The organism is Xanthomonas arboricola pv. juglandis (assembly GCF_001013475.1).
In the GTDB taxonomy this organism is placed as follows: Bacteria; Pseudomonadota; Gammaproteobacteria; order Xanthomonadales; family Xanthomonadaceae; genus Xanthomonas; species Xanthomonas arboricola.
The window spans coordinates 228,974-253,915 of sequence record NZ_JZEF01000003.1 but is presented as its reverse complement, the minus strand read 5'-3'; the positions used below and the strand labels follow the sequence as shown (position 1 = coordinate 253,915).

General features: G+C 65.9%; 16 protein-coding genes and 1 other RNA gene. 9 read left to right on the top strand and 8 right to left on the bottom strand.

What is annotated here, in order from left to right:
* The first annotated feature begins 11 nt into the window (after positions 1-11).
* Entirely contained in the window at positions 12-797 is a 786-nt protein-coding gene (gene trmB, locus XARJCFBP2528_RS11865; RefSeq protein ID WP_016903328.1) for a tRNA (guanosine(46)-N7)-methyltransferase TrmB, read from the top strand.
* A 74-nt stretch (positions 798-871) separates the two neighbouring features.
* Positions 872-2,734, top strand: a complete 1,863-nt coding sequence (locus tag XARJCFBP2528_RS11860; RefSeq protein ID WP_016903329.1) for an SLC13 family permease — start codon at positions 872-874, stop codon at positions 2,732-2,734.
* Between the two features lie 75 nt (positions 2,735-2,809).
* On the opposite strand, the gene XARJCFBP2528_RS11855 is transcribed toward XARJCFBP2528_RS11860, so the two are convergent.
* Positions 2,810-3,151: a Rieske (2Fe-2S) protein gene (locus XARJCFBP2528_RS11855; protein ID WP_016903330.1), complete on the bottom strand. Its 342-nt coding sequence runs from the start codon at positions 3,149-3,151 to the stop codon at positions 2,810-2,812.
* 252 nt (positions 3,152-3,403) lie between these two features.
* Here XARJCFBP2528_RS11855 and XARJCFBP2528_RS11850 point away from each other — a divergent pair, with 252 nt between their 5' ends.
* The 5 genes from XARJCFBP2528_RS11850 (at position 3,404) to XARJCFBP2528_RS11830 (ending at position 7,875) form a co-directional block, all read left to right on the top strand.
* Positions 3,404-3,679: a hypothetical protein gene (locus tag XARJCFBP2528_RS11850; protein WP_016903331.1), complete on the top strand. Its 276-nt coding sequence runs from the start codon at positions 3,404-3,406 to the stop codon at positions 3,677-3,679.
* A gap of 220 nt (positions 3,680-3,899) precedes the next feature.
* Complete coding sequence (locus XARJCFBP2528_RS11845) at positions 3,900-4,613, top strand: fumarylacetoacetate hydrolase family protein (RefSeq protein ID WP_016903332.1); 714 nt, start codon at positions 3,900-3,902, stop codon at positions 4,611-4,613.
* A 60-nt stretch (positions 4,614-4,673) separates the two neighbouring features.
* On the top strand, positions 4,674-5,105 hold the full coding sequence (gene mscL, locus XARJCFBP2528_RS11840) for a large-conductance mechanosensitive channel protein MscL (RefSeq protein WP_024940317.1): 432 nt from the start codon (positions 4,674-4,676) through the stop codon (positions 5,103-5,105).
* Positions 5,106-5,214: 109 nt separating this feature from the next.
* A complete protein-coding gene (locus XARJCFBP2528_RS11835) occupies positions 5,215-6,633 on the top strand; it encodes a M20/M25/M40 family metallo-hydrolase (RefSeq protein ID WP_016903334.1) in 1,419 nt (472 codons plus the stop codon).
* A 189-nt stretch (positions 6,634-6,822) separates the two neighbouring features.
* A complete protein-coding gene (locus tag XARJCFBP2528_RS11830; protein WP_016903335.1) occupies positions 6,823-7,875 on the top strand; it encodes a LacI family DNA-binding transcriptional regulator in 1,053 nt (350 codons plus the stop codon).
* Between the two features lie 237 nt (positions 7,876-8,112).
* Here XARJCFBP2528_RS11830 and XARJCFBP2528_RS11825 read toward each other — a convergent pair whose 3' ends face one another.
* Together XARJCFBP2528_RS11825 and XARJCFBP2528_RS11820 are read right to left on the bottom strand one after the other, a co-directional pair.
* Positions 8,113-11,049: a TonB-dependent receptor gene (locus XARJCFBP2528_RS11825; RefSeq protein WP_047124734.1), complete on the bottom strand. Its 2,937-nt coding sequence runs from the start codon at positions 11,047-11,049 to the stop codon at positions 8,113-8,115.
* A gap of 141 nt (positions 11,050-11,190) precedes the next feature.
* Positions 11,191-14,661, bottom strand: coding sequence for a glycoside hydrolase family 2 (locus XARJCFBP2528_RS11820; RefSeq protein ID WP_047124733.1), 3,471 nt, complete (start codon positions 14,659-14,661; stop codon positions 11,191-11,193).
* 219 nt (positions 14,662-14,880) lie between these two features.
* On the opposite strand from XARJCFBP2528_RS11820, the gene XARJCFBP2528_RS11815 reads away from it, so the two are divergent.
* Positions 14,881-16,845, top strand: coding sequence for a glycoside hydrolase family 97 protein (locus XARJCFBP2528_RS11815; RefSeq protein WP_016904158.1), 1,965 nt, complete (start codon positions 14,881-14,883; stop codon positions 16,843-16,845).
* 301 nt (positions 16,846-17,146) lie between these two features.
* On the top strand, positions 17,147-18,634 hold the full coding sequence (locus tag XARJCFBP2528_RS11810) for a neprosin family prolyl endopeptidase (protein ID WP_157789093.1): 1,488 nt from the start codon (positions 17,147-17,149) through the stop codon (positions 18,632-18,634).
* Between the two features lie 55 nt (positions 18,635-18,689).
* On the opposite strand, the gene XARJCFBP2528_RS11805 is transcribed toward XARJCFBP2528_RS11810, so the two are convergent.
* The 5 genes from XARJCFBP2528_RS11805 to XARJCFBP2528_RS11790 form a co-directional block, all read right to left on the bottom strand.
* Entirely contained in the window at positions 18,690-20,204 is a 1,515-nt protein-coding gene (locus tag XARJCFBP2528_RS11805; RefSeq protein ID WP_026064738.1) for a carboxylesterase/lipase family protein, read from the bottom strand.
* On the bottom strand, positions 20,201-21,124 hold the full coding sequence (locus tag XARJCFBP2528_RS11800; protein ID WP_016904161.1) for a TrmH family RNA methyltransferase: 924 nt from the start codon (positions 21,122-21,124) through the stop codon (positions 20,201-20,203). The genes XARJCFBP2528_RS11805 and XARJCFBP2528_RS11800 overlap by 4 nt, the downstream gene beginning before the upstream one ends.
* A gap of 323 nt (positions 21,125-21,447) precedes the next feature.
* A complete protein-coding gene (locus XARJCFBP2528_RS11795) occupies positions 21,448-21,990 on the bottom strand; it encodes a GNAT family N-acetyltransferase (RefSeq protein WP_016904162.1) in 543 nt (180 codons plus the stop codon).
* A 17-nt stretch (positions 21,991-22,007) separates the two neighbouring features.
* Positions 22,008-22,084, bottom strand: a non-coding RNA gene (locus XARJCFBP2528_RS22480) — sX9 sRNA.
* Between the two features lie 116 nt (positions 22,085-22,200).
* Positions 22,201-24,876, bottom strand: coding sequence for a M1 family metallopeptidase (locus XARJCFBP2528_RS11790; protein WP_016904163.1), 2,676 nt, complete (start codon positions 24,874-24,876; stop codon positions 22,201-22,203).
* Between the last annotated feature and the right edge of the window lie 66 nt (positions 24,877-24,942).

Below are 24,942 nucleotides of genomic sequence, written 5' to 3'. Positions count from 1 at the left end.
GTGACTTCCTCATGACTGATCCTTTCACCAGCGACGGCGCCAAGATGCCGCCCAAGCCCTTCACCATCGAAGAGGGCCGCCGGCAGGTGCGCAGCTTCGTGCTGCGCCAGGGCCGCTTTACCCCGGCGCAGCAGCGCGCGTTCGACGAGCTGTGGCCGCGCTTCGGCCTGGACTACAGCGGTGCGCCGCGCGATCTCGATGCGGCCTTCGGCCGCCCCGCACCCAAGGTGCTGGAGATCGGGTTTGGCAATGGCGCGGCATTGCGCTTTGCCGCGCAGCAGGACCCCAGCCGCGACTACATCGGCATCGAGGTGCATGCGCCCGGCGTCGGTCGCCTGCTCAATGCGCTGGACGATGATGGCAGCACGCATGTGCGCCTGTATCACCACGATGCGGTGGAAGTGCTCGAACACGAGATCGCCGATGGCGCGCTTGACGAGGTGCGCATCTACTTCCCCGATCCGTGGCATAAGAAGCGCCACAACAAGCGCCGCCTGATCCAGCCGGCGTTCGCGCAGCTGGTGGTGCGCAAGCTGCGCGATGGTGGCCGCCTGCATGCGGCCACCGACTGGGCCGATTACGCCGAACAGATGTGGGACGTGCTCGACGCCACCCCGGGCCTGGTCAATCGCGCAGGCCCGCGCGGCCACGTCGAACGCCCCGCCTGGCGCCCGCAGACCCACTTCGAAACCCGCGGCCAGAAGCTCGGCCACGGCGTGTGGGATCTGCTGTACGACCGGGAATCGGGAATCGGGAATCGGGAATCGCAAGGGCAACTGCCTGCGGCATCCGGATAGCGTCGCCTTGCATCGGCCTATCCCGCTTTCACCATTCTCCATTCCCGACTCCCCATTCCCGGCCCCGGCACCCGATGGACACCGCGCTGACACTGACCAACGATATGAAGCTCGTCCTCGGGCTGGTCGGTTTCACGATGGCGATGTTTTTGTTCGAGCGCATCCGCGCCGACGTGGTGGCCTTGATCGTGCTGGTGGTGCTGGGCGTCACCGGGCTGGTGGCGCCGGAAGAACTGTTCGGTGGTTTTTCCGGTAACGCGGTGATGAGCATCATCGCCACTACCATTCTCGGTGCGGGGCTGGAGCGCACCGGTGCGTTGAATCGCCTGGCGACCTGGTTGCTGCGGCGCTCGCACGGCAGCGAACAACGCCTGATGATGATGACGCTGGCCATCTCCGGCCTGAACTCGTCCTTCATGCAGAACCCGTCGGTGATGGCCTTGTACCTGCCGGTCGCCTCGCGGCTGGCCGCGCGCACCGGGCTGACCCTGCAACGCATGCTGCTGCCGATCGCCGCAGCCATCGTGATGGGCGGCGCGCTGACCATGGTGGGCAATTCGCCGCTGATCCTGCTCAACGACCTATTGGTATCGGCCAACAACAACCTGCCCTCGGGCATGGCCAGCATCGAGCCGTTGACGATGTTCGCACCGCTGCCGATCGGCGTGGCCTTGCTGATCGCCGCACTGCTGTACTTCCGTTTCTACGGCGACCGCAAGCTGATCGAAGAAGAACGCCTGATCAACGAAGGCGTCACGCCCTCGCGCACCGAAAGCTACTTCGCCAAGACCTACGGCATCGACGGCGACGTGTTCGAGCTCACCGTCAGCGCCGAAAGCCCGTTGGTGGGCATGACCCTGGGCGAGGCCGAAGCGCTGCACGACGCGCCGTTGTTGCTGGCCCTGAAGACCGGCAACGACACCCGCCTGGCGCCGCCGGCCGACATGCGCATCTGGGTCGGCAGCGTGCTCGGCGCGATGGGGCCGCGCCAGGAAGTGACCGACTTTGCGCAGAACCAGTTCCTGCGCATGTCCTCGCGCCTGCGCAACCTGGGCGACCTGTTCAATCCCAGCCTGGCCGGCATTTCCGAAGCATTGATTCCGCCCAACTCGCGGCTGATCGGCAAGACCGCCGCCGAATTGCGCCTGCGCAAGCAGAGCGGCATCAGCCTGCTGGCGATCAACCGCGACAAGCAGGTGATCCGCGAGGACGTGCGTAACGTGCCGCTGCGCGGCGGCGACATGCTGGTGTTCCACAGCATCTGGCAGGACCTGGCGCAGGCGGCGGAAAGCCGCGATTTCGTGCCGGTGACCGACTTTCCCAAGGGCGAGCAGCGCCCGCACAAGTTCAAGATCGCCATGGCGATCTTCGCCTTCACCATCCTGATCGCACTGACCTCGCGCCTGCCGGTGGCGCTGACCTTGATGACCGGCGTGGCCTGCATGCTGGTCAGCGGCGTGCTGCGCATGGACGAGGCCTATGCCTCGATCAACTGGAAGACCATCTTCATGATGGCCGGCCTGATTCCGCTGGGCTGGGCGATGGACAGCAGCGGCACCGCGGCCTGGGTAGCCGGCCACACCATCGACCGCCTGCCCGAAGGCATCCCGGTCTGGGCGCTGGAAATCAGCCTGGCGCTGCTGACCACCGCGTTTTCGCTGGTGATCAGCCATGTCGGCGCCACCATCGTGATGGTGCCGATCGCGGTCAACCTGGCGCTGGCAGCCAACGGCAACCCCACCGCGTTCGCGCTGATCGTGGCGTTGTCGGCGTCCAACAATCTGATGACTGCCTCCAACCCCGTGATTTCGATGGTGGCCGGCCCGGCCAACTATCAGCCGCGCGAGCTGTGGCGCGTGGGCGCACCGCTGTCGCTGATCTATATCGTGGTGATGGTGTCGATGATCAACCTGATGTTCTGGTGGGCAGCGCGGTGAGCCGGCGTGTTGGTCGGCGATAGCGATCGCTGCGAATGTGCGCGGACGATGGCGACCACGCCCCGGACCAGCAACCTAGCCAAGGACCACCTGATCACCTTCGACACGCACCGGCACCGCCAGCAGCGATTGACCGCGGCACGGGCCGCTGATGCATTCGCCGCCACCCAGCTCGAACGCTGCGCCATGCGCTGCGCACACCAGATGGCCTTCCTTGGTCTTGAGGAACTGGCCGGGCGCCCAGTCCAGCCGACGGCCAGCGTGCGGGCAGACGTTCAACCAGGCGCGCACCTGCGCACCATCGCGATACAGCACCAGCGACTCCGGGCCGCCGTCCCACACCGCTTCGACTTCCAGAAATCCGGCATCGGGAATCTGCGCCAGTTCGGCGAGCGTGGTGGACGATGACGAAGACATGCGGTCTGCTGTTCTAGAACGGACTGCGATTGTGGCATGCGCCTGCATCGCTCAGACGCCATGCGATAGCGGCCACTCGCGCGCGCTTGTCACCACTGCGGGCAATACTTCTGACCGGTACGACGACGATGTCGCACCTCATCGGATGTGATGGATTTGGCAAAACGAACCACTGTTTAACGAAGTTTTCACTCAATGACATGAAACCGCAACGATACTGCGGGCCTGTTTCCTTCCCGGCAGCCCACCGCCATGCCTGCACGCCTCTTCCAATTCGGCAACCTCCACCACCTGTTTGCCCCGCGCAAGCCGCGTCACCCGCTGGTGCGTGTGGCCGCCGGGCTGGCTGGCCTGGTCATCCTTGCGGTGCTGATCTTCTTCAGCGTGTTCGTGGGCGCGGCGATGATCCTGGGCGGCATTGCCTGGAAGCTGTTGAGCAAGTCGGACCGCCGCACGCCGCAGCACACGCGCGTGGTCGAGGCCGAATACCGCGTGGTGCGCAAGCCCGCGCTGCCGTTGTCGCACTGAAGCGCCATTCCACCGCCATCTGGCGCGGTGGGCATTGAATCCTGATGTCACTGCGCGCATGACCTGACCGGCATGCGCGCTTTCGCCTGCGCCGACGCAGACCGTGGTCGCACGAACTGCCAGCCAGGCGGAGCGATGCACTCAACGCGCAGCACGGCGGTTCCGTCATGCACAGTCAAACGGCTAGACTCACGTGCTCCGTCGCCCCAAGGATGCGTGCATGACCCACGATGTGATTCCCGCCGCCGATGTTCCGCGCATTCCAGTGGTTGGTGGCGGCAACTTTCCGGTGCACCGCATCTACTGCGTCGGCCGCAACTTTGCCGATCACGCACGCGAGATGGGCGCCACTGCGCCTGCTTCCAAGGCCGAACGTGGCCAGCCGACCTTTTTCATGAAGCCTGCCGATGCGATCGTGGTCGGCCACGGCGACCATATTCCGTATCCGCCCGGCACCCGGGAACTGCACCACGAAGTGGAACTGGTGGTGGCACTGGGCAGCGATGCGCCGGCCGGCGAGTTGCCGGTGGAGCAGGCAGAGGCGCTGATCTACGGCTACGGCGTGGGCCTGGACCTGACCCGACGCGACCTGCAGGCAGCTGCCAAGGCCAAGGGCCTGCCGTGGGACATCGCCAAGGGCTTCGACCACTCCGCGCCGATCAGCGAACTGGTGCATGCCGGCGAAGTGGGTGCGCTGGAGGCCTTGAATCTGTCGCTGGAAGTCAACGGCCAGGTGCGTCAGCAGTCGTTGCTGGATCAGATGATCTGGAACGTGCCGGAGATTTTGCATGAGCTCTCCAAGCTCTACGCATTGCGCGCGGGCGACCTGATCTTCATGGGCACTCCGGCCGGTGTCGGCCCGCTACTGCCCGGCGATCAGTTCAGCGCACGCCTGGAAAACGTTGCCGAGCGCCACGGCATCATCGCGGGCTGACACGCGGCCCGCTACGATCACCCTGCGGCAGTTGGTCCGCGACCGCATCTGGAGTGCGCTATGGGAATGGTCAGCGAATTCAAGCAATTCGCGATGCGTGGCAATGTCATCGACCTGGCGGTCGGTGTCGTCATCGGTGCAGCGTTCGGCAAGATCGTCACTGCACTGGTGGAAAAGATCATCATGCCGCCGATCGGCTGGGCCATCGGCAATGTGGATTTCTCGCGCCTGGCCTGGGTGCTCAAGCCAGCCGGCGTCGATGCCACCGGCAAGGAAATTCCGGCAGTGGCGATCGGCTACGGCGATTTCATCAACACCGTCGTGCAGTTCGTGATCATCGCCTTTGCGATCTTCATGGTGGTCAAGCTGATCAACCGCTTGACCCACCGCAAGCCGGATGCCCCCAAGGGCCCGAGCGAAGAAGTGCTGTTGCTGCGCGAGATCCGCGATTCGTTGAAGAACGACACACTGAAGACACCGGGCGTGCCGTAAGCGGACACATCCGCTGCGCAACTTCGCGCAGGAGGATGACCTTTCGCACGCAGACGGGGGACCTCGCGCTGATAAGCTCGGGGTCCCCTTGTCGTTGGAGCCGCCCTGCATGCGTCGCCTCGCTGTTGCCATCTCTGCCCTACTCGCCTGCACACCCGCGCTTGCCGCACAGACCAGCATCGCCGATGGCGCGCTACGCACCGCCGCGCAGCTGCGCGAGCAGGCCCTGGCTGACACCACCGGCTTTGCGGTGGTGGAATCGTTGACCACCGAAGTGGGTCCACGCATTGCCGGTGGCGAGGCCGACCCGCGCGCGGTGGCCTGGGCCAAGGCCAAGTTTCAGTCGCTGGGCTTCGACAAGGTGTGGACCGAGCCGGTGAGCTTTCCGAAGTGGCAGCGGCGCAGCGAACAGGCGGCGGTGATCGGTGCGCATGCGCAGCCCCTGCACATCACTGCACTGGGCGGCAGCCCGGGCGGCACCGTCGAAGGCGAGGTGGTGCGCTTCGAAAACCTGGCCGCACTGCAGGCCGCACCGGCCGGCTCGCTGGCCGGCAAGATCGCGTTCGTCGATTACCAGATGACCAAGGCGCGCGACGGCAAGGATTACGGCAATGGCGGCGCGGTGCGCAGCAAGGGCCCGTCGGAAGCGATCCGCAAGGGCGCGATCGGCTTCGTGATGCGCTCGGCCGGCACCGACTCGCACCGCGTGCCGCATACCGGCATCACCCGTTTCGATGAAGGCGTGGCGCCGGTACCGGCAGCGGCGTTGTCGGTGCCTGATGCCAACCAGCTCGCGCGCCTGACCGCGCTGGGCAGCACGCGTGTGCGCTTGGTGCTGGATTGCGGCTGGGACGGCACCGCGACCTCCTACAACGTGATCGGCGAAATCACCGGACGCAGCAAGCCGAAGGAAGTGGTGGTGATCGGCGGGCATCTGGATTCGTGGGATCTGGGCACCGGCGCGATCGACGATGGCGCCGGCGTGGCGATCACCATGGCCGCGGGCCACCTGATCGGCCAACTCAAGCAGGCGCCCAAGCGCAGCATCCGCGTGGTGGCCTTCGCCAACGAGGAGCAAGGCCTGTACGGCGGCAAGGCATATGCAGCCGCGCACGGCAAGGATGCCAAGGACATGGCGCTGCATCAGATCGGCGCGGAGAGCGATTTTGGTGCCGGGCGCATCTATGCGTTCAACACCGGCTCGGCGGCACCGGACGAGTCGCGCGCAGCGACCAAACAGATTGCCGAAGCGCTTGCGCCGTTGGGCATCGCGTATGAGCCGAGCAAGGGCGGCCCCGGCCCCGACGTCGGGCCGATTTCCGCCAAGGGTGGCGCCTGGGCATGGCTGGCGCAGGACGGCACCGACTACTTCGATCTGCACCACACCGCCGACGACACGCTGGACAAGATCGACCCCAAGGCGCTTGCGCAAAATGTCGCGGCCTACACGGTGTTTGCGTATCTGGCGGCCGAAGCCGATGGCGATTTCGGCAGCCGCGCAAAAAGCGTGCAGCCGCCGAGCGAATAACTGCATTTGCAGACGTCGCGTGCACTCCTCGGTTGAGTGCGCGCGGCACAGAGCACGCGCACGCTGCGCGTGCTCTGTGCCGATACCGATATCGCAGTGCCGATTGCCAGCGCCCAGGCACGTCCTGGTCGCTGCAGGCTTCATGCACGCCACCTGCCTTTCGCTTCCACTCCAGGACGAGCACACACAATGGCGGCCAAGCGCCAACGCAGTGCGAACAACGCGGCAACCCTGCTGGATGTCGCCAAGCACGCCGGGGTCTCGCCGATGACGGCTTCGCGCGTCATCAACCGCCACCCACATGTCGGCGAGGAGATGCGCGTGCGCGTGGAGGCCTCGGTCCAGGCATTGGGGTATCGCCCCAACCTGGCCGGCCGTTCGTTGCGCACCAGCGGCCTGTTGCGCATCGGCGTGCTGTACAGCAATCCCAGCGCGGCCTACCTCAATCAATTCATGCTCGGCCTTCTCGAACAGAGCAGCCTCAATGGCAGCCAGGTGCTGGTGGAAAAATGCGGCGCCATCCGCAGCCAGCGTGCCGCCACCGAGCGCTTGCTGGCGGCCGGCGTGGATGGCGTGATCCTGCCGCCACCGCTATGCGACTCGCGCCAGACCATCGCCGAACTCGATGCACGCGGCATCCCGGTCGTGGCGGTGGCGAGCGGCGCACCGATGGCGCAAATCAGCTCGGTGCGCATCGACGATTACCAGGCTGCGCGCGCCATCGTCGATCACCTGATCGAACTGGGCCATCGCCGCATCGCCTTGATCAAGGGCGACCCCAAGCACACGCCCAGTGCATTACGTGCCAACGGCTATCTCGACAGCCTGCAGGCTGCCGGCCTGCCTGTGGCCGAAGAATTGATGGCAGACGGTCTGTTCACCTATCACTCCGGCCTGCTCGCCGCGCGCAGCCTGCTCTCGCAGGCGCAACCGCCCACCGCCCTGTTCTGCAGCAACGACGATATGGCGGCAGCCGCCGTTGCGGTCGCACACGGACTGGGCTTGCGGGTACCCGAAGATGTATCGGTCGCCGGCTTCGACGACACCCCGGTTGCCACCACCATCTGGCCCGAGCTCACCACCGTGCATCAACCGGTCACCGCGATGGGCCGCGCGGCGGTGTCGCTGCTGGCCGATGCGATCCGCCAGCGACGCAAGGGCGATCCCGCGCAGGGCGTGCATCAGGTGATGAAGTACACCGTGGTCAAGCGCGGCTCGACGGCGGGGCCGCCGGCGCGCTAAGCGCTGCATCGATCGGCATCGGGTAACGCCTGCGGCATCACGTTCAAAAAAACGGCCACATCGCTTCCCGACGATGCGGCCGAATGGGAGGGTGCCTGACGTTGCCGTCAGGCGTACTGCAGCGCCGCAATCAGCGGCGACGGGAAGAAAGCGCAATGACCGCTTGGAGAGCGACAACAGCGAAACATGCGCGACACAGCGCAGGGGTGCGCTGTGTCGCACAACGGTGCAGCCGGATCAGAAGCGCAGACGCAAGCCCGCGTAGTAACGACGCTCGAAGATGTTCTGGTCGTAGTAGTGGTTGGTCCACTGCGCGTAGCGCCGCTCGCTTTCGCCGGTCAGATTGGTCGCCTGGGCGTACAGGGTCAGATGATCGTTGACGTCGTAGCTGAAGGACGCATCGAGATAGCCCACGTCGTCGTTCCAGATCGCCAGCTCGTCGCCCCAGGCACCGCTGTTGACCTGACTGAAGCGCTTGCTGCGCCAGTTGTAGGCCACACGCGCCTGCAGCTTGTCCTTCTGGTACCACAGCACCGCGTTGGCCTGGTGCTTGGAGTTATCGCCGATCGGCAAGGTGTTGCCGTCGATATCGGTGTTGTCGGTGTCGGCGTCGGAGAAGGTGTAGTTGATATTGGTACCAAAGCCGCTCAACCAGCCGGGCAGGAAGTCGAAGGCTTGCTGGTACCCCACTTCAAAGCCCTTGATCTTGCCACCACCGCCATTGACGATGCGCTCCACCGGGCCACCCAGCCGCGCCACGCCATCGGCGTCGGGCAACAGTTCGATATTGGTCACCGTGGTGGGGAACGACTTCACATCGATCAGGAACGCACCCACGCTGACCAACGACGCATCGGAGAAATACCATTCCCATGAGGCGTTGTAGTTGGTGGCGCGATACGGATCGAGATCCGGATTGCCGGAGCGGCCATTGAGGAACAGCACCGCATCCGAGGGCAACGCAGGGTTGCGCGGTGGCGTGCCGTTGACCGCATAGAAGCTCACCAGCCCGCGCCCGAGATCGGGCAGGTCCTGGCGCGCCACCGCCTTGTTGTAGGCAAAGCGCAGCTTCTGCGCATCGGTGATGTCCAGCGACAGGTTGGCGGTGGGCAGCACGTCGGTGTATTGGCGGTTCAATCGATTGGTACCGATCGCCGGGCTGACGCCGTTCCATTCGACATTGCCGATGAACACATTGCCGCTGCTCAGGTACTGGTCGATCGCCAGCTTGGTCTGCACGATGCGCGCGCCGATGTTGGCCGTCCACGGGACTGCGCTGCCGGTACCGCCTTCCAGATTGGCCAGAAAATACGCTGCGGTACTCTTTTCGGTGACCTTGTAGGAGTCGGCGGCCTGCTGGTAGGCCACGTTGCCCGGGTACAGGCTGTTGAGATAGCCCACCGGGTCCTTCATGACCTGCGGGTTGATCGCCGGCAGGCCCTGGCTGCCCAGGCCGGTGACCTTGAGCGGATCGAAGTCGTTGAAATACGCCCAGTAACCGGGAATCGAATTGAACGGCAGCAGGCGCGCTTCGGAGACGCCGCTGCAGGTGTCCACGATCAGCGGATCCTTGAAGTAATACAGCGAACGGTTCGGGTCGGCGCAGCTGGTCGATACTGGGGACAGATAGCGATAGGTATCCAGCTTGACCTCGCGCTCGCCGTAACGGATACCGAACTGGAAGCCGCGCACCACGCCCTCGTCGAACTCGAAGGTGCCATCGGCGCGGAACGCGTCCATCGTCGCTTCGATCTTGTTGCCCTGCGCCCAGGTCGACATCAGCTGCCAGTTGTCCGGGTTGGACACGTCGGTGCCGAGGTTGACCGCCGGATAGGTGCCACGGAAATCCACCGAGGCATCCACTGTCGGCAAGCCGTTGGCGTTCGCCCACTGCGTGACGCCGCCGGCGCGCGTGATCTGGTCGCCACGCGTCACCACCGCATCGGCACGCGCTTCGTCGTAGGTGCGCTGCGCATCGCCATGCACCCAGCGGAACGACGCACGCAGAGGGCCACCATCATCGAAGCGCAGCTCCAGATTGGTGTTGAGCGCATCCGAGTCGGCAACGCCGGCCATCGAGTGGGCCTGGAAGCGGTTGTAGCGGAACTGGCCGTATTCCAGCACGCCGTTGGAATCGACCACCGAGCCGGGCTGCAACTGGTTGGTGGCCCAGCCGGTGTGCAGTTGCGCGGCCACCGAGGTGTCCTGGTCTTCGAGCTTGGTGTAGGCCGCGTCGGCCAACACCGTCCACGAATCGTTGATGTTGAACTGGAACGAGCCGTTGATGCCGGTGCGCTGGCGATAGGTGCTGCGGTTGTCCAGTTCGGTGGCGACCCAGTTGTAGAAATAATCGCGCGGCAGATTGCTGGGGTCGGTGTTGCTGCCAATGCGCCCGTCGCCGTTGAAATCGAAGCCCACATTCTGCTCGGTGGATTTCTGCGCGCCATTGGAATACACGCTGGGGTGCTTGTTCTCCAGCGTGGCATCCGAATAAGACACGGCCAGCAACGCACCCCAGCGCTCGGTGCGGAAGCTGGCCAACCCCGAGTACAGCTCGTTGAGTTCCTGCACGCGGTCGCCGTAGGAGCCTTCGGCCTGGCCGCTGAAGGTCCAGCCTTCCGGCAGGTCGAACGGGCGCCGCGTCTTCAGCGAGACGGTACCGCTGATCCCGCCATCCAGATCGGCGGCGGTCGGCGATTTGATCACGTCAACGCCACTGAACAGCGTCGGCGGGATGTCGACGAAATCCGGCTGCGCGCGGCCGATGTTCGGCTGGCCGTACTGGTCGCCGCCACCGGCGCTCAGGTACAACTCGCCGTTCATGGTGGTCTGCACCTGCGGCATGCCGCGGATATTGAGCTGCGAGCCCTCGCCGGCCGAACGCCGGATCTGCACGCCGGGCACGCGTTGCAGCGAATCGGTGATGGTGACATCGGGCAACTTGCCGATGTCCTCTGCAGAGATCGAGTCGATGATCTGCGCAGCGGTGCGCTTGTTTTCGATGGCCTCGGCCTGCGCGCCGCGCACGCCCTTGACCATGACCTTGTCCAGGTCGGTGACCCCGGCGGCGTTGCCGGCGTCCTGTGCGCCTGCGCTGCCTGCAAGCAGCGTGAGTGCGGCCGCGAGTGCGGCGGCCAGTGGGGTGTGGCAGGTGTTCGCATGCAGCTTGTTCATGGTCCCCTCCCAGGGATGACGACAATCCACGACCGTTTCGAATGGCATTGCAGCAACGGCAATGCGGTATTGGCTGACGCGCAATCGGCGCGTCAGTGCGACCGCCGTGCGGGGGCACGGCGCGGCAACGCGCTGGCGCCGCTACGGAGGCCCGTTGGCAACGCCTGTTGATGGTTGGACATTCCAGCCGCGCACCTGCAGCGTGGCATTGCGCAAGCTCGCCGCGGACGGGCCGCGGATCTCGATCTCGCGCTGCTCGCCCGGCACCAGGCTGAGGTAGTTGTCGCTGTAGTACGCCGGCAGGATGCGTTGGCCTTGCGCATCCACCAGGGTCAGCTTGGTGTTGAGCGCAACCTGCTGCGAGGCATTGCGCACGCTGGCGCGCAGCACCGGCTCGGCACCCTCCTGCAGCTGCGTGCTGAGCTGCACCGGCACTGCCACCAGCGCATCCAGGCCGCGCATGGCCGCCGCATCGCGCGCCACCCAGTAGAAATTGCGTGAACGCACGACCGCATCGCGATCGAGCAATTGCAGCCGTACAAAGCCCAGGCCATTGGTGTCCTTGAGTAATGGCGCAAGTTGCAGCACCGGTGCCGACACCGAAACCGCTGCGGCTTCCAGCGCTTGCTCGCGCTGCTGCAGCAACTTTCCGTCGGCGGCATAGACTTCCGCGCGTACGCGCAGGCCGCTCACAGGCTCGGCCGCATTGTTGACCACCACCACGTCGTGGCCGGGCAGGTTCATCTGCACATGCAGCATCTCTGCCGCATTGCGCACACCGTAGTAGGCCGCATGGGTGTCGTAGTCGTGGCTGTAGATCTGCCACATGTTGCTGGGCCAGGCCGGATGGCTCATCCACAGCAGGCGCCCGCTGTTCTTGCTCCACAGCTGCGCGTTGAAGCCTTCGAAGATGGCGCGATGGGTGTCGTAGTTGAGCAACTGCGCCTTGCGCTCAAAATCTTCCAGGCTGGTGGGCGCACCAAGCTTGTCGGTGAGCGAACGCATGAAGCTGGCGGTGTCGCCGTTACCGGACTGGTGCCAGTCGTGATAGGCCCAGGCATCGCTGATCGGCCACTGGTCCTGCGCCGCCGGGACGGAGGCCTTGAACGACTCCAGGGTGGAGAACAACGGCGTGCCCACTTCCACCGAAAAGCCCTGCGCCAGTTTGTTGAAGTACGCCAGCGGCTCGCGGTAGTTGTACGGGCCACTGACCTGCAGATTGATCTCGTTGGAACTGCCGGTGTACCAGCGCGTGCCATCGAGTTCGGCAACCAACTTGTCCAGGCCTTCATTGAGGATCGGTGCCGGCACGCCTTCGTTGCGCCCGAACCACAGCACGATCGAAGGATGATTGCGGAAGCGCTTGATCACCTCGGCGGCATTGTCCAGGAACAGCGCCGCGTCGGCCGGCTCCATGTTGTAGTCCTGGGTGGACTGCCAGAAGTCGTTGAACACCAGCATGCCGTATTCGTCGGCCAGCTCGAAGAAACTGGCTTCGGTGTTCTGCCCCACCCAGTTGCGCACCACATTGAAGTGCGCATCGCGCTGCAGGCGGAAATACGGCTCCAGCCGCTCGCGCGAGACCCGCTTGCGCCAATCGTCCATGCCCCAGTTGCCGCCCTTCACCGCAATGCGCACGCCGTTGATGCGCAGCGCCAGATGCGGGGCCAGGCGGGTGTCGTCGAGCACTTGCACGGCCGGCGAAGACAGGGCGCCGGGATACAGGGATTGCGCATTGCCACCCGGTACCGGCCGGATCGCTGCATGCCGCACGTCGACGATGCGCTCGCCGCGTTGCCGGGCTTGATTGAGATCGACCAGGACGCGACGCAACGCGCCATCGTCGTCGAACAACGACAGCTCGTAGGTCACCTGACGAATGCCGAAGCGCAGCTGCCGCGCATCCGATGGCGCACCGGCCACCTCGACACTTGCCTGCAAGGTATACAGCGCAGGCTCGCCATAGCCGTTTGGCCACCACAGGCGTGGATTGGCGACGACCAGCTGCGGCGTATCGGCGGCGGTGAGCTTGAGCGTGCTGCCACCGGCCGGTACGTTGACCTCGCGCCGGATGCGCACATCGCCGAAGGCCACCTGCAGCGTGCCCTGCACTGCTGCGGCGGTGTCGTTGCGCAGCGGCACGTTGATCTCGAGTTCCGCACGGCGGTGATCCGGTGCCAACCGTGCGGTGACGACCTGCGTATCGCCCAGCGCCACGGGACCTGTGGCATGCAGTTGCACGTCCTGCCAGAGACCGGCATTGCGATCGCGTACCGCCGGAATCCAGTCCCAGCCTTCGCTGGCGATGAAGGTCGGTCCGTCCAGCGCCTGCATGCCGCCATTTTCGCCGACGCCCGCCGTCATCGATTGTTCGTGCGCGATGCCGGGATGCGGCGGTGGCGACACGCGCACCGCGATGACATTCCTGCCCGGCTTGAGCTGCTTGCCGACATCGAAGCGACCGCGTGCGAAGGCACCCCGGGTGCGCCCGACCTGGGCGCCGTTGACCCAGATCTCGCCGGCGTAGTTGATGCCGTTGAACAGCAGTTCCAGTCGCTTGCCTTGCAGTGACGCCGGCAGATCGAAACTGCTGCGGTACCACCAGTCCTGCCGGCTCAGCGATTCGGGAATCGCCATGTTGTTGAGGCCGATGTCCGGGTCCGGATACACGCCACGATCGACCAGCGTGGTGAGCACCGTGCCCGGTACGGTCGCGGCGCGCCAGCGGGTGTTGCCGGCGGCGTAATCGCTGCGCGACAGCGTCGCACCGCTGGCTTGACCGAGCTCTGGCGCAGCAGCGAGTTGCCACGCGCCGACCCGCCATGAGGCGGCATCCAGCGCCTGCAACGCAGGCGCATCCGACACCGGCCTGGCGACCGGCGCCGGGAAGGGCGCCGCACTGCGCGGCAGGGTCGCCGCCGCTTGCGGTGCGAGTTGCCCCGCCATCTGTTTGACCTGCACGCGCCAGCCGGGCGATGCGTCTTCGAAGCGCTGCAACGCCGGATCCGGCGTCTGTCCGGCAAGCCGTGCGATGGCCGCCGCATCCAGCGCACCGGCCTGTGCGGTAAAGCCTGCGATCTCGCCGCCGAAGTGCTGCGTATACGCCACCGGTTGCTGGCGCGGACCGAACACCAGCGTGGCCGCGACAGCGGTTTGCTGCACGCTGCCGCTGGCCACCTGACGGCCATTGGCGTACAAGCGCAGGCGCGTGCCCTGTGCAATCGCGGCGACCTGCGTCCAGACACCGGCACGCATCTGCTGCTTGCTGCGCAGCAGATGATCTGCGCCTTGGGCAAAGCCCAGCATGCCGTTGTCGATGACGAAGAATCGGCCAGCCGCCTGCGGATCGCCAAGACCGGCAATCAACGCCGGGCCGGTCGTCCCGCTGGACGGCCGCACCCAGCCGGACACGCTCCAATCCGCATCGGCGGCCAGCAGCGGTGTTCCGGCGGCGAGCTTCTTGCTCAGCCCGACACCGCCCGCGAGCACGCGCACGTCGTAGGGACCGGGCGGATCGGCATCGGCGGGTGCAGCCTCCACTGCAGTCCACGCGATGCAACCACACAACACCCACAGCGCTCCACGGCGGAACGCCTTGCGAACCATCAGCATTAGAGGCCTCTCCCAAGCTCTACTGCCAAGCAACGGTGCACATCGCGTCGGCGCAACCGTCAAAGCGACGCGTAGCCGCCTTGTCAGTGCATCTGCCGTGATGCCGCCCGTGGCTGCCGCCCCTGTTTCAGCGGCCATGGTGCGAGGTAACGTTACCCCAGGTGGATATCGACGACAACACTTCTGCGTTAGGGTAGGCGCTCCCAGGAGGAGGGACCCATGCGAAACCTGATCCAGTCCGCATTACCGGCCGCATGCGCCTTGCTGTTTTCGATCGCGCTGCCTGCAGCTGCACAGCGTTTGCAGGTGCAGTCGCCCGACGCACGTACGCAGGTGGAATTCACGCTGCGAGCGGGCGGCGTGCCGACCTATCGCGTGCTGTATCGCAACAAAGTCGTGCTCGACGACGCCCCGCTCGGACTGGATCTGGGCCGCGCCGACACGCTCGGCAAGGCGATGACGCTGCAGGGCAGCACCACCGAAACACATGACAGCCGCTTCGCCCTGCCCGTGGGCAAGACGCGTCAGGCACGCGATCACTATCGTCAATTGCGCGTGCAGTTGTCGGACCCCAAACAGCGACGCCTGACGGTGGAATTGCGCGCCTACGACGACGGCGTTGCGCTGCGTTATGTGCTGCCAAATGCCGGCGAGGTGCGGATTCGCAATGAGCTCACCGGCTTTGCATTCCCCAGCGATTACCCATGCTGGACCTTGAACCTGGGCCGCTTCGGCACCAGCCACGAGGGCGAATACGATGCGATCGCCGCGTCCAGATTGCGCCCGCACAATCTGCTCGAGTTGCCGCTGGTGTGCCAGACCGATGCCAGCGGCACCACGCTGGCAATTGCCGAGGCGAACCTGCGCGATTATGCCGGCTTGTATCTCACCGGCCGCGAGGATGGCAGCCTGGGCGTGTCGGCGAAATTATCGCCACGCCTGGACGACCCCAAGCTGGCCGTCAGCTTTGATGCCAAGGGCCGCAATTTCGCCACGCCGTGGCGGGTGATCATGCTGGGTGACAGCCCGGCCAGCCTGATCGAATCCAATCTGATTTCCGCACTCAACCCGCCGCCGGCCTTCGATGCGAGCTGGGTGCACGCGGGCAAATCGGCATGGGATTGGTGGTCCGGCTCACTGGCCAGTGGCGTGGCCCAGCCGGGCATGAATACCGCCACGATTCAGCGCTACATCGATCACGCGCAGCAATTGAAACTGCAATACATGCTGATCGACGATGGCTGGTATTTCGGCAGCACCGGCGATGGCCAGTACAACGTCGATGCCGATATCCGCCGCCCGGTGGAGCAGCTCGACCTGCCGGGTCTGGTGGCCTACGCACGGCAGCGCGATGTCGGGCTGTGGCTATGGGCGCATTGGCGCGCGCTGGATGCGCACATGGACGAAGCACTCGCCTGGTATCAGCAGCTCGGCATCAAGGGCATCAAGGTCGACTTCATGGACCGCGACGACCAGCAGATGGTGGATTTCTACCACCGCCTGTTAGCCAAGGCCGCCGAGCACAAACTGCTGGTGGATCTGCATGGCGCCTATCACCCGACCGGCCTGACCCGCACCTATCCCAATTACCTCACGCAGGAAGGCGTACTCGGCGCCGAGTACAACAAGTGGACCACGCGCATCACCGCCACCCACAACCTCACGCTGCCGTTTACGCGCATGTTGCTCGGGCCGATGGATTACACACCGGGCGGCTTCCGCAATGTGCGCCCGGCCGAGTTCAAGATGCAGCACATCGCACCGCAGGTGATGACCACACGTGCGCAGCAACTGGCGATGTATGTGGTCTACGAAAGCCCGTTCGCGGTGGTCGCCGACAGTCCGGAACAATACGAACACGTGCCGGCAGCGCAGTTCCTGCGCGATGTGCCGGCGAGCTGGGATGAGACACGCGCACTCGATGGCGCGATCGGCGAGCACATCGCGCTGGCGCGGCGTAGCGGCAAGGACTGGTACGTGGGCGCAATGACCAACGAGCAGGCACGCACGCTGACCTTGCCGCTGGCATTCCTGGGCAAGGGCAGCTGGACCGCCACCATCTACGCCGATGGCGAGGCCCCGACGGAGGTACGTATCGACACGCGCAAACTTACCTCCAAGGACAGCTTACAGCTGCCATTGGCTGCAAACGGTGGCGCGGCCGTGCGACTGCAAAAAAAGTAAGAACAGCCATGCTTATGGTGGGGTGACCGTGCACACCTTTGCGCACCGGCAACGCGCCGTACGCAAGGGTGTGCATGACCATCGGCACGGCATCCGCTTAGCGCATTGCGCTTGCGGTGTGCCTGATATCACGCAATGCGTGTCTGCCGATCCATTTGTTTTTTAGGCAGTTAGGATGCGCACGCCTTCAAAGCAGGCATGCGCCGGCTAGCCAAGCCCGGATGCCACTGCAGACTGAAGGCGCTGTCCTGCATGATGCGCCGCGTGCAGGCAGTTCCGTTCCGGCGCCAGGGGAAAACACATGATCTTCCGTTCTCATCGGCCGATGTCGATCGGCCGCGCCATTGCTGCGCTCTGCGTTTGTGCACTGGCTCCCGCCGTTGGCGCCGCCACGCTGCTACCGCCATCGATCTCGGCCAGCAGCGACCGCAGCATCGACACACTGATGCCACCGCTGCTGCGAACACCTGCCACCGCAAGCATCGCAGCCGTGCGGCGCGATACGCTGCGTACGTCGCTGCAGGCATCGCGTGCATTTCCGCAGGTCACGCGTGACTTCAAGAAGTTTCTGGATGCGCAGGCGCAGCTCGGTTACGCCACGCGTGGTGCCACGGCCAAGGTCAGCAGCCCCAGCGCGTTCGCCGAAATGCAGCGCTATGTGTTCAACCGTTACAACGGCCTGACGGTGCTGCGCAGCGTGCACCAGGACGGCAAGGTGTTCGACTGCATTCCGCGTGAGCAGCAGCCGGCACTGCGCGATGGCAGCGCGCCGGCGGCGCCGCCCGCCACCTCGGGCAACATCGGCACCGTCATGCCGATCGATACGGTGCAACGGTGCGACACAGGCAGCGTGCCGCTAGAACGCATCGGCCTGGCCGAGATCAGCAAGCATGCGGATCTGCGCAGCTTTCTGCGTGGCACCACCCCTAGCGTGATTGCGCCCAGGCAGGCGGATGCCGCGCCGGCGGCGCAGGAGGCGGCATCGGTGGTGCATTACTACTCCACCATCTACCTGGACACCGCCGGCTCGCCGGTGACCGGTGCCGGCGCCGATCTCAACACCTGGGTGCCGACCGTCACCGCCAACGATGGGCAATCGATCAGCCAGATCTGGCTGGGTGGTTACACCCGCCAGGGCGTGATCCAGACGCTGGAAGCCGGTTGGCAGACACAGCCCGGGGCCGGTTGGGGCACGCGGCCGATCCTGTTTATCTACTCCACCCAGGATGGCTACATCACCACCGGTTGCCACAACCTGGATTGCACCGACTTCGTGCAGACCAGCACTGCCAACGTGCTTGGTGCAGCACCGGCCGGTGGCTTCAGCACCGCAGGCGGCAAGCAGGCAATGCTGCATGTGGAGTTCCAGCGCAATGCCGACGGCTACTGGTGGTTCGGTTTGAATGGCGAATGGATCGGCTACTACAAATCCGAGCTTTACGCGGGCGATATTGCCGAGGGCAGCGCGAACATCTTCATCTCTGCGGGCGGCGAAATTTCGACCTGGGATGGTCGCCCCAGCGCACCGATGGGCAGTGGCCGATTTGCCAACGCAGGCTATCGCCAGGCCGCCTTCCAGGCCAACCACTTCTATCGCGATGCGGCGATGGCCACCCATCCCGCGCAGCGCCTGTCGAGCCTGAATGTGGAGCAGCCGTCCTGCTACACGCTGGCGATGGCCGGTTACACCTATCCGTATGCGTTGGGCGCAGGGGTCACCCGCACCACGCTGTCGCCGGAAATGCAGAACGGCGGCTTCTACTTTGGCGGGCCGGGCTGCGCACGCTGAGTTAATTGAGTTGCATTGAGTCAATCGCGCGTACCGTGGCGGTACGCGCGATCGATTACGGCAGGTCCACGCCTGCGCACACCGCCGGGCGTGCATCCTTGAGCGGGCGCACGCCACTGGCGTCGAACTGCAGTGCCGCATGCTTGGGCGCAAATGCAGGCCAGGCCGGCAAGCCCTTGGTGTTGGGATTGCCACGCTGCACGAACGCGGCCCAATAGCGCTGCAGACTCACCGGCGGCTGGCCGATCGGCAGACCCTTGAACAGGAACGGCAGCTCGGCGCTATGCGTGACCTGCCCGCCCGGTGCGGCGGTATCGAACACGTAATGCCACACCGGCACGCCGAGCGCGGCCTGATGCTGGGCCACAGTCACTGCCGGGCAACGGAAGGTCAGATCGGTGGACAGCTGCATCGCTGCATCGCCCTGCCGTGCGGCACGCTGCGCCGCATGCGTGCGTTGCGCCTGCAGCACGGCATCGGCCTGCGCCGGATAGTCGCGACGCAGCCGCGCCTGCGCACCCTGTTTGCCGCCGTATTCCAGCTCCTGCACCACATAGCCGATCAACAGCGGCACCTTGGCCTGCGCGCCGTCGGCCAGCAACGCGGCCGGCGCACGCGGCAGCACGCGCCCATCAACGACCGCCTGCAGCCAGATGTAGCCATCGTCATCCAGTGCCGGCACGTCGACATCCTGCCCGGCCTTGATCAGCTGCTCCACCGGCAGCGCGCGCAGCTGCGCCAGACGCGTGGCGGGGTCGTCGATACCTGCACGCTTGGCGATCTCCACACCCAGCGCGCGATTGTCTTCCAGCGAACGCGCCGGCAATCCGAACCCGGCAGTGCCGCTCTGCTCGATCGCCGCCGAAAACAGGCCGCGTGCCAGCGGGCTGAGCATCAGCAAGCCGACATCCTGGCCACCGGCCGACTGTCCGGCGATGGTGACCCGCGCAGGGTCGCCACCGAACTGCGCGATATTGTCGCGCACCCACTGCAACGCGGCGATCTGATCGAGCAAGGCATAGTTGCCGGCGGCTTGATGGTCGCCATCGCGCAATTCCGGCAGCGACAGGAAGCCGAGCGCACCGAGCCGGTACTGCAGCGTCACCACCAGCATGTCCTGTGCGACCAGGTTAGTCGGCAGATGGCCATCGGCGCCGCCGGCCACATTGGCGCCGCCGTGGATCCAGACGAACACCGGCAGCGGCTTGGCCGGCTGCAGCGCTGGCGTCTGCACTTCGACGTAAAGACAATCTTCCGTACCGCGGCGGGCCATGGCGTCGTTCCAGCCCAGCGCCGGTTGCACGCACGGGGTGGCGGCCCGGGTGGCATCGCGCACGTCCGACCAGGCAGCGGCCGGTTGCGGCGGCTGCCAACGCAACGCACCCAGCGGTGGCGCGGCAAACGGAATCGCGCGAAACACCGCACTGCCGTCGTCCTGCCACTGCCCGCGCACCAGGCCGTGATCAGTGCGCACCTGAGGCGGTGCGGCAGGCGTGGAGGCCGCTGCAGCATGCGCGCTGACGCTCAACGCACAAGCGGCGGCAAGCAGACCGGCACACAGGCGCATCACGACTCTCCACCCAACGCGCGGGCACGCCAGGCGGCCTGGAACACGGCGGTGGCCGAGGCCACGTTGAGGCTTTCCACCTTGCCGCTGCCGCGGATCGACAACTGCAGGTCGCAATCGCGCGCGAACTGGCGGTCCATGCCCTCGCTCTCCGCGCCCATCACATACACCAGCCGCTGCGGCAGCGCGGCGGCGAACACGTCCTGCCCGCCCTCCACCAGCGTGGCCGCCACTGCGAAACCGGCCTGACGCAGCTGCGCCATCGCCGTCGCGGTGTCGGGCAGTTGCACCAGCGGCACCGCTTCGGCGCCACCTTCGGCCACGCGCGCGGCTGCACCGGACAGACCCAGCGTGGAGCCGGCAGGCAGCAGCAGGCCGGCCACCCCGAAGTGCGCGGACGAGCGCAGGATCGCGCCGAAGTTGTGCGGGTTGCCCACGCCATCCAGCCACAGCGCCAGCACCGGTCCCTGCGGCAACGCGGCCAGCCAGTCCTGCAACGGCTGCGGGGCGACGCGCAGCACATCGGCCACCACGCCCTCGTGATGGGTGCTGGCGGCGAGCTTGCTGAGATCGGCTTCCTCGACCACGCGGTAACCGATGCGCTGGGCCACGCACCAAGCCAGCAAGGCCTTGAACTGCGGAATGCGCGTCTCGCTCAGATACAGCTTGCGTACCGCCTCCGGGCGCGCCTTGAACACGGCCTGCACTGCGTTGATGCCGTACAGCCGCAGCTCGCGCGCGTTGCCGCCGGACGACGAAGCCGCGGACTGCGCAGCAGCAGGCGTGTAAGCCGTTGGCGTCTGCTGTGCCGGCGAGCGCGCTGCCGGTGTGCGCGGCGCGGCGCGGCCCCAAGGATTGTGCGAGGCGCCGGAGCTGCCGCCATCGCGCGGCGGTCGTCCGCCCCGTCCATCATGCTGTGTCATCGTCGTATCCAGGGTTCGTGTTACTTGCCGGCGCTGCGGGGACCGAATCGCCCCTTCCGCCACCAGCGGTGTTCGTCATCCTGCAGGCCGGCACAGCCGGCGGTGCAAACGCATTGGCGACGATGGTAAGCCACTGGCGCAACGAGCCGTATACGAGGTAGCCGACGCGCGGCCTTCGAGGCCCTGCAGCTCGGGTGAATCGGGTTGACGTTGACGCTATGCAGGACACGCGGGACCGGTGCCGATGCCGGTGACGGATCTGCGCCAACCCGCCGCGTGCAAATGCGCTTGGCCAACGCGTTCGCCAGCGCACGTGGCCGGGATCAGTCCAGATCGGCCGGCAACTCCACCCGCGCGAACACGCGCAAATCGTGCAGCCCATCCGGCCGCATGATCGCGCAGCGGCTGCAGCCCTCTTCGACGAAGCCATTGCGCAGCAGCACTCTGGCCGATGCCGGGTTAGTGTCGAGCACGGTGGCCTGGACGCGATAGAGCGGCAAGGTCTGCATTGCCCAGGGCACGTACGCGCCCACGATGCGCGTCATCCAGCCACGGCCCCAGTACGCACTGCCGATCCAGTAGCCCAGCTCGCCCGAAAAGCGTCGCTCGCCCTGCCCCGGACGCACCGCGATCGTGCCGCAGGCCTGGCCGTCGATCTCGATGGCCAGCACCGGATGCTGCAGGTCGACCACGCGTCCGGCCAGGAAGGCCTCGCCATCGGCGCGCGTATACGGATGCGGGAAGCGCTCGCTCAATCCACGCGGCACCAGCGGGTCGTTGGCATGCCGCAGCAAGGCGTCCAGGTCGTCCTGGCGCCAGCGACGCAGCACGAAACCGTCTCCGTTGAGTGTCAGTGATTCGTCCATCGCTTCGGCCCTCTAATGGCTGATGACACCTGGCGAGCAGGCGCCAAATGGTTGCGGACGGCGCGCCCAGAACCGCAGTGCGCGCGTGGCACATGCCGATTCGGGACAGTGGGCGCGCGCCTGGCGGTGCACGCTGTCGTCTTGTCAGCTGCTCCGATATGCGCGGTATCGCCACTGCCGATACCGCACACCCGGGCCGCAGGCCGCGGCTCAGCGCTTGGCGGTTTGCGCCTGCTTGAGCGCGGCGCACAGACGGATGGTCTCGCCGGTCTGCGCCATGCCGCGGTCGGCGCCGCTGAGCGTGGCCAGGCGCGGCTTGAAGAACGCATCCAGGCGGTCGGCTTCTTCCACGCTGCAACCGCCGGACGCACCCAGCGCCGGCAATCCACCGCCGTCGAACGAACCACTGCGCTGCACGATACGGTCGAAGTTGGCGGTGAACCACGGCCACATCGACGCATGCGAGGCCTCGTAACTATGACCGCGCATCAGCAGGCTCTTCATCTCGCCCACCTTGATCGCATCGGTCAGCGCGAAATCACGTACCTGCTTGAGCAGCGCCGGGTCCTGCAGCGTGCCCAGGGCGGCGATCATGGCGTTGCGCTGCGCCGGGTCGGCATGCGTGCGCAATGCATCGATCAGGCTCTGCACCGCCGGTGCGCCGCGCTCCTGCGCGGTCACCGCCAGTGCGGTGCCGAGCAGATCCGGATTGGCTTTGGAGAAGTCCAGCGCACCATTGCCGCCGGCCAGGACCGCATCGCCCTGCGCCAGCAGTGCCTTGCGCACCTCCGCATTCTGCAGGCGCAGCGCGAACAGCCCGGCCAGCGCCGAGCGCAGGCTGGTGTCGTCGATCGACTCGCCGCTACGCCGCGTGTAACCCAGCTGACGTAGACGCGGCAGATACGCCTGTTCGGCGGCCTTACGCAGTACGTCGCGCTGGGCCTGGCTGGTGGCCTGGTAGCGCCAGATCCACACGAAGCGGTTCAGCAGCGCCGTGGACACATCGGCCGATTCGGACGGCGCCAACTGCTTGAGCGCTGCCAGCACGGCCTCGCCGTCGGTATCGCCGTGGCGGTAGGCCGCATCGATCGCATCGGCATAGGCCAGCTGTTCGTTGTCGTCGAGCTGGCCGACCTGCTTGCCCAGTTCAGCCAGCTGCTTCTTGGGCAGGCTGAAACGGTAGTAGCCGGCGCCACGCGCGTTAGGGAACACCCAGGTGTTCTTGCCGGCACCGTCCAGCACGACGCTGCCGCTGCCGTCTGCGAGCATCTGGCAGGCAGTGCCGACCTGGTTCTTGCCCTTGCCGTACTTGACGCACACCGGCACGCCCCATTGCTGCGCGGTGGAGCCGGTGGAACCCAGCGGCAGATAGCGTTGCTGCTGCAGCTTGACCACGGTCTTGCCGCCTTCGCGGGCAAGCTGGGTCTGCAGATACGGCACGCCCGGCTGATTGAGGAAGCTGCGGAAGGCGGCCTTGAACTCCTCACCCTTGCCGGCGGCATCAGCGATCGCATCGACCAGATCGTCGGCGGTGGCGCTGCCGAACTTGTGCTTGGCGATGTAGGCGCGCATGCCCTGGCGGAACACGTCTTCGCCGACGAAAGCCTCGAACATCGCCAGCACCGCCGCACCCTTCTGGTAGGTGATGCCGTCGAAGGCGGTCTCGATATCGCCGTTGCCGGTGATCGGCTGGCGGATCTTGCGCGCGCTGACCAGGCTGTCGTTGTCCATCGCATGCTGCGCGCCGCCGATGCGGTCCAGATTGGCGCGGTATTCCGGGTGCAGCTGCATGGTGATCTTCTGCTGCATCCAGGTGGCGAACGCCTCGTTCAACCACAGGTCGTCCCACCACTCCATGGTGACGGCATCGCCGGTCCACTGGTGGGCCAGCTCATGCGCATTGGTGTTGAAGGAGCGCTGCACGTTCTCGGCCGGCGAGTCCTTGTCCAGCAACAGCAGCCAGTCGCGGAAGGTGACAAACCCGGGGTTTTCCATCGCACCGGCGCTGAAGTCCGGGGCGGCGACCAGATCGAGTTTGTCGAACGGATAACCGAAGGCGTAATAGTCCTCCAGCGCGGCAATGATCGCCGGGGTCTGGTCCAGCGCCGGGGTGATGCGCGGGCCCTGGCCCTTGGCGGCGATGCCGCGCAGCGGGGTCGGGTTGGGGCGCTGCGGGGTGGCCGGCATGGCCGGCACGTCCACCACATCCCATGGGCCGGCGGCGTAGGCGACCAGATAGGTCGGCAGCGGCACGGTCGGAGCGAAGGTCACCGTCTTCCAGCCCTTGCCGGCCGGCTTGGTCGAGGTGGCGATGGTGTTGGCCAGCGCCTGGTCGTCGGTGGGCACGGTCAGGCTGAGGTCGAACGGAGTCTTGAATGCGGGTTCGTCGAAACCGGGGAACGCGTAGCGCGCGCTGATCGGCTCCATCTGCGTCATCGCATAGGCCTGGCCCTGGTACTTCACCTGATACAGGCCCTGCAGCTGCTGATTGAGCGGCGCGCTGTAGACGATGTCGACGGTGAGCGTCTGCGGCTGCAGCGTGCGGCCGAAATCCAGGCGCACCACACCGGCCTGCGCATCGGCTTGCACGTAGCGTGCGGTCAGCGCCTTGCCCTTGACGGGCTTGACCGTGACCTTGCTGACCTTCAGTTCCTTGCCGTGCAGCCAGAGGTGATCGGAGGCCTGCTTGAGCTGCACGCGGATGCTGGTGCGGCCGCTGAACTCGCTCTGGTCCGGATCGATCTTGAACGACAGGCTGTAGCGCTCGGGCACCGCCCAGGTCGGCAGGCGGCCATTGGGCACCGGCTCGCCGGAGGACTGCGCCAGCGCGGTGCCGCAGCACAGCGCAAGGAGGGAGGGAGCAAGCAGGCAGGCAAGACGACGCATTGGCGATTCCGGGCAGGGTAACCGCCGAAGTCGACCACAGCAGGCCATGACTGTCATGTGACCTTA

Bases quoted from the DNA above. Each gene is read 5' to 3' on its own strand.
- trmB (WP_016903328.1), top strand. From the start codon at position 12: ATGACTGATCCTTTCACCAGCGACGGCGCCAAGATGCCGCCCAAGCCC.
- XARJCFBP2528_RS11860 (WP_016903329.1), top strand. From the start codon at position 872: ATGGACACCGCGCTGACACTGACCAACGATATGAAGCTCGTCCTCGGG.
- XARJCFBP2528_RS11855 (WP_016903330.1), bottom strand. From the start codon at position 3,151: ATGTCTTCGTCATCGTCCACCACGCTCGCCGAACTGGCGCAGATTCCC.
- XARJCFBP2528_RS11850 (WP_016903331.1), top strand. From the start codon at position 3,404: ATGCCTGCACGCCTCTTCCAATTCGGCAACCTCCACCACCTGTTTGCC.
- XARJCFBP2528_RS11845 (WP_016903332.1), top strand. From the start codon at position 3,900: ATGACCCACGATGTGATTCCCGCCGCCGATGTTCCGCGCATTCCAGTG.
- mscL (WP_024940317.1), top strand. From the start codon at position 4,674: ATGGGAATGGTCAGCGAATTCAAGCAATTCGCGATGCGTGGCAATGTC.
- XARJCFBP2528_RS11835 (WP_016903334.1), top strand. From the start codon at position 5,215: ATGCGTCGCCTCGCTGTTGCCATCTCTGCCCTACTCGCCTGCACACCC.
- XARJCFBP2528_RS11830 (WP_016903335.1), top strand. From the start codon at position 6,823: ATGGCGGCCAAGCGCCAACGCAGTGCGAACAACGCGGCAACCCTGCTG.
- XARJCFBP2528_RS11825 (WP_047124734.1), bottom strand. From the start codon at position 11,049: ATGAACAAGCTGCATGCGAACACCTGCCACACCCCACTGGCCGCCGCA.
- XARJCFBP2528_RS11820 (WP_047124733.1), bottom strand. From the start codon at position 14,661: ATGCTGATGGTTCGCAAGGCGTTCCGCCGTGGAGCGCTGTGGGTGTTG.
- XARJCFBP2528_RS11815 (WP_016904158.1), top strand. From the start codon at position 14,881: ATGCGAAACCTGATCCAGTCCGCATTACCGGCCGCATGCGCCTTGCTG.
- XARJCFBP2528_RS11810 (WP_157789093.1), top strand. From the start codon at position 17,147: ATGATCTTCCGTTCTCATCGGCCGATGTCGATCGGCCGCGCCATTGCT.
- XARJCFBP2528_RS11800 (WP_016904161.1), bottom strand. From the start codon at position 21,124: ATGACACAGCATGATGGACGGGGCGGACGACCGCCGCGCGATGGCGGC.
- XARJCFBP2528_RS11795 (WP_016904162.1), bottom strand. From the start codon at position 21,990: ATGGACGAATCACTGACACTCAACGGAGACGGTTTCGTGCTGCGTCGC.
- XARJCFBP2528_RS11790 (WP_016904163.1), bottom strand. From the start codon at position 24,876: ATGCGTCGTCTTGCCTGCCTGCTTGCTCCCTCCCTCCTTGCGCTGTGC.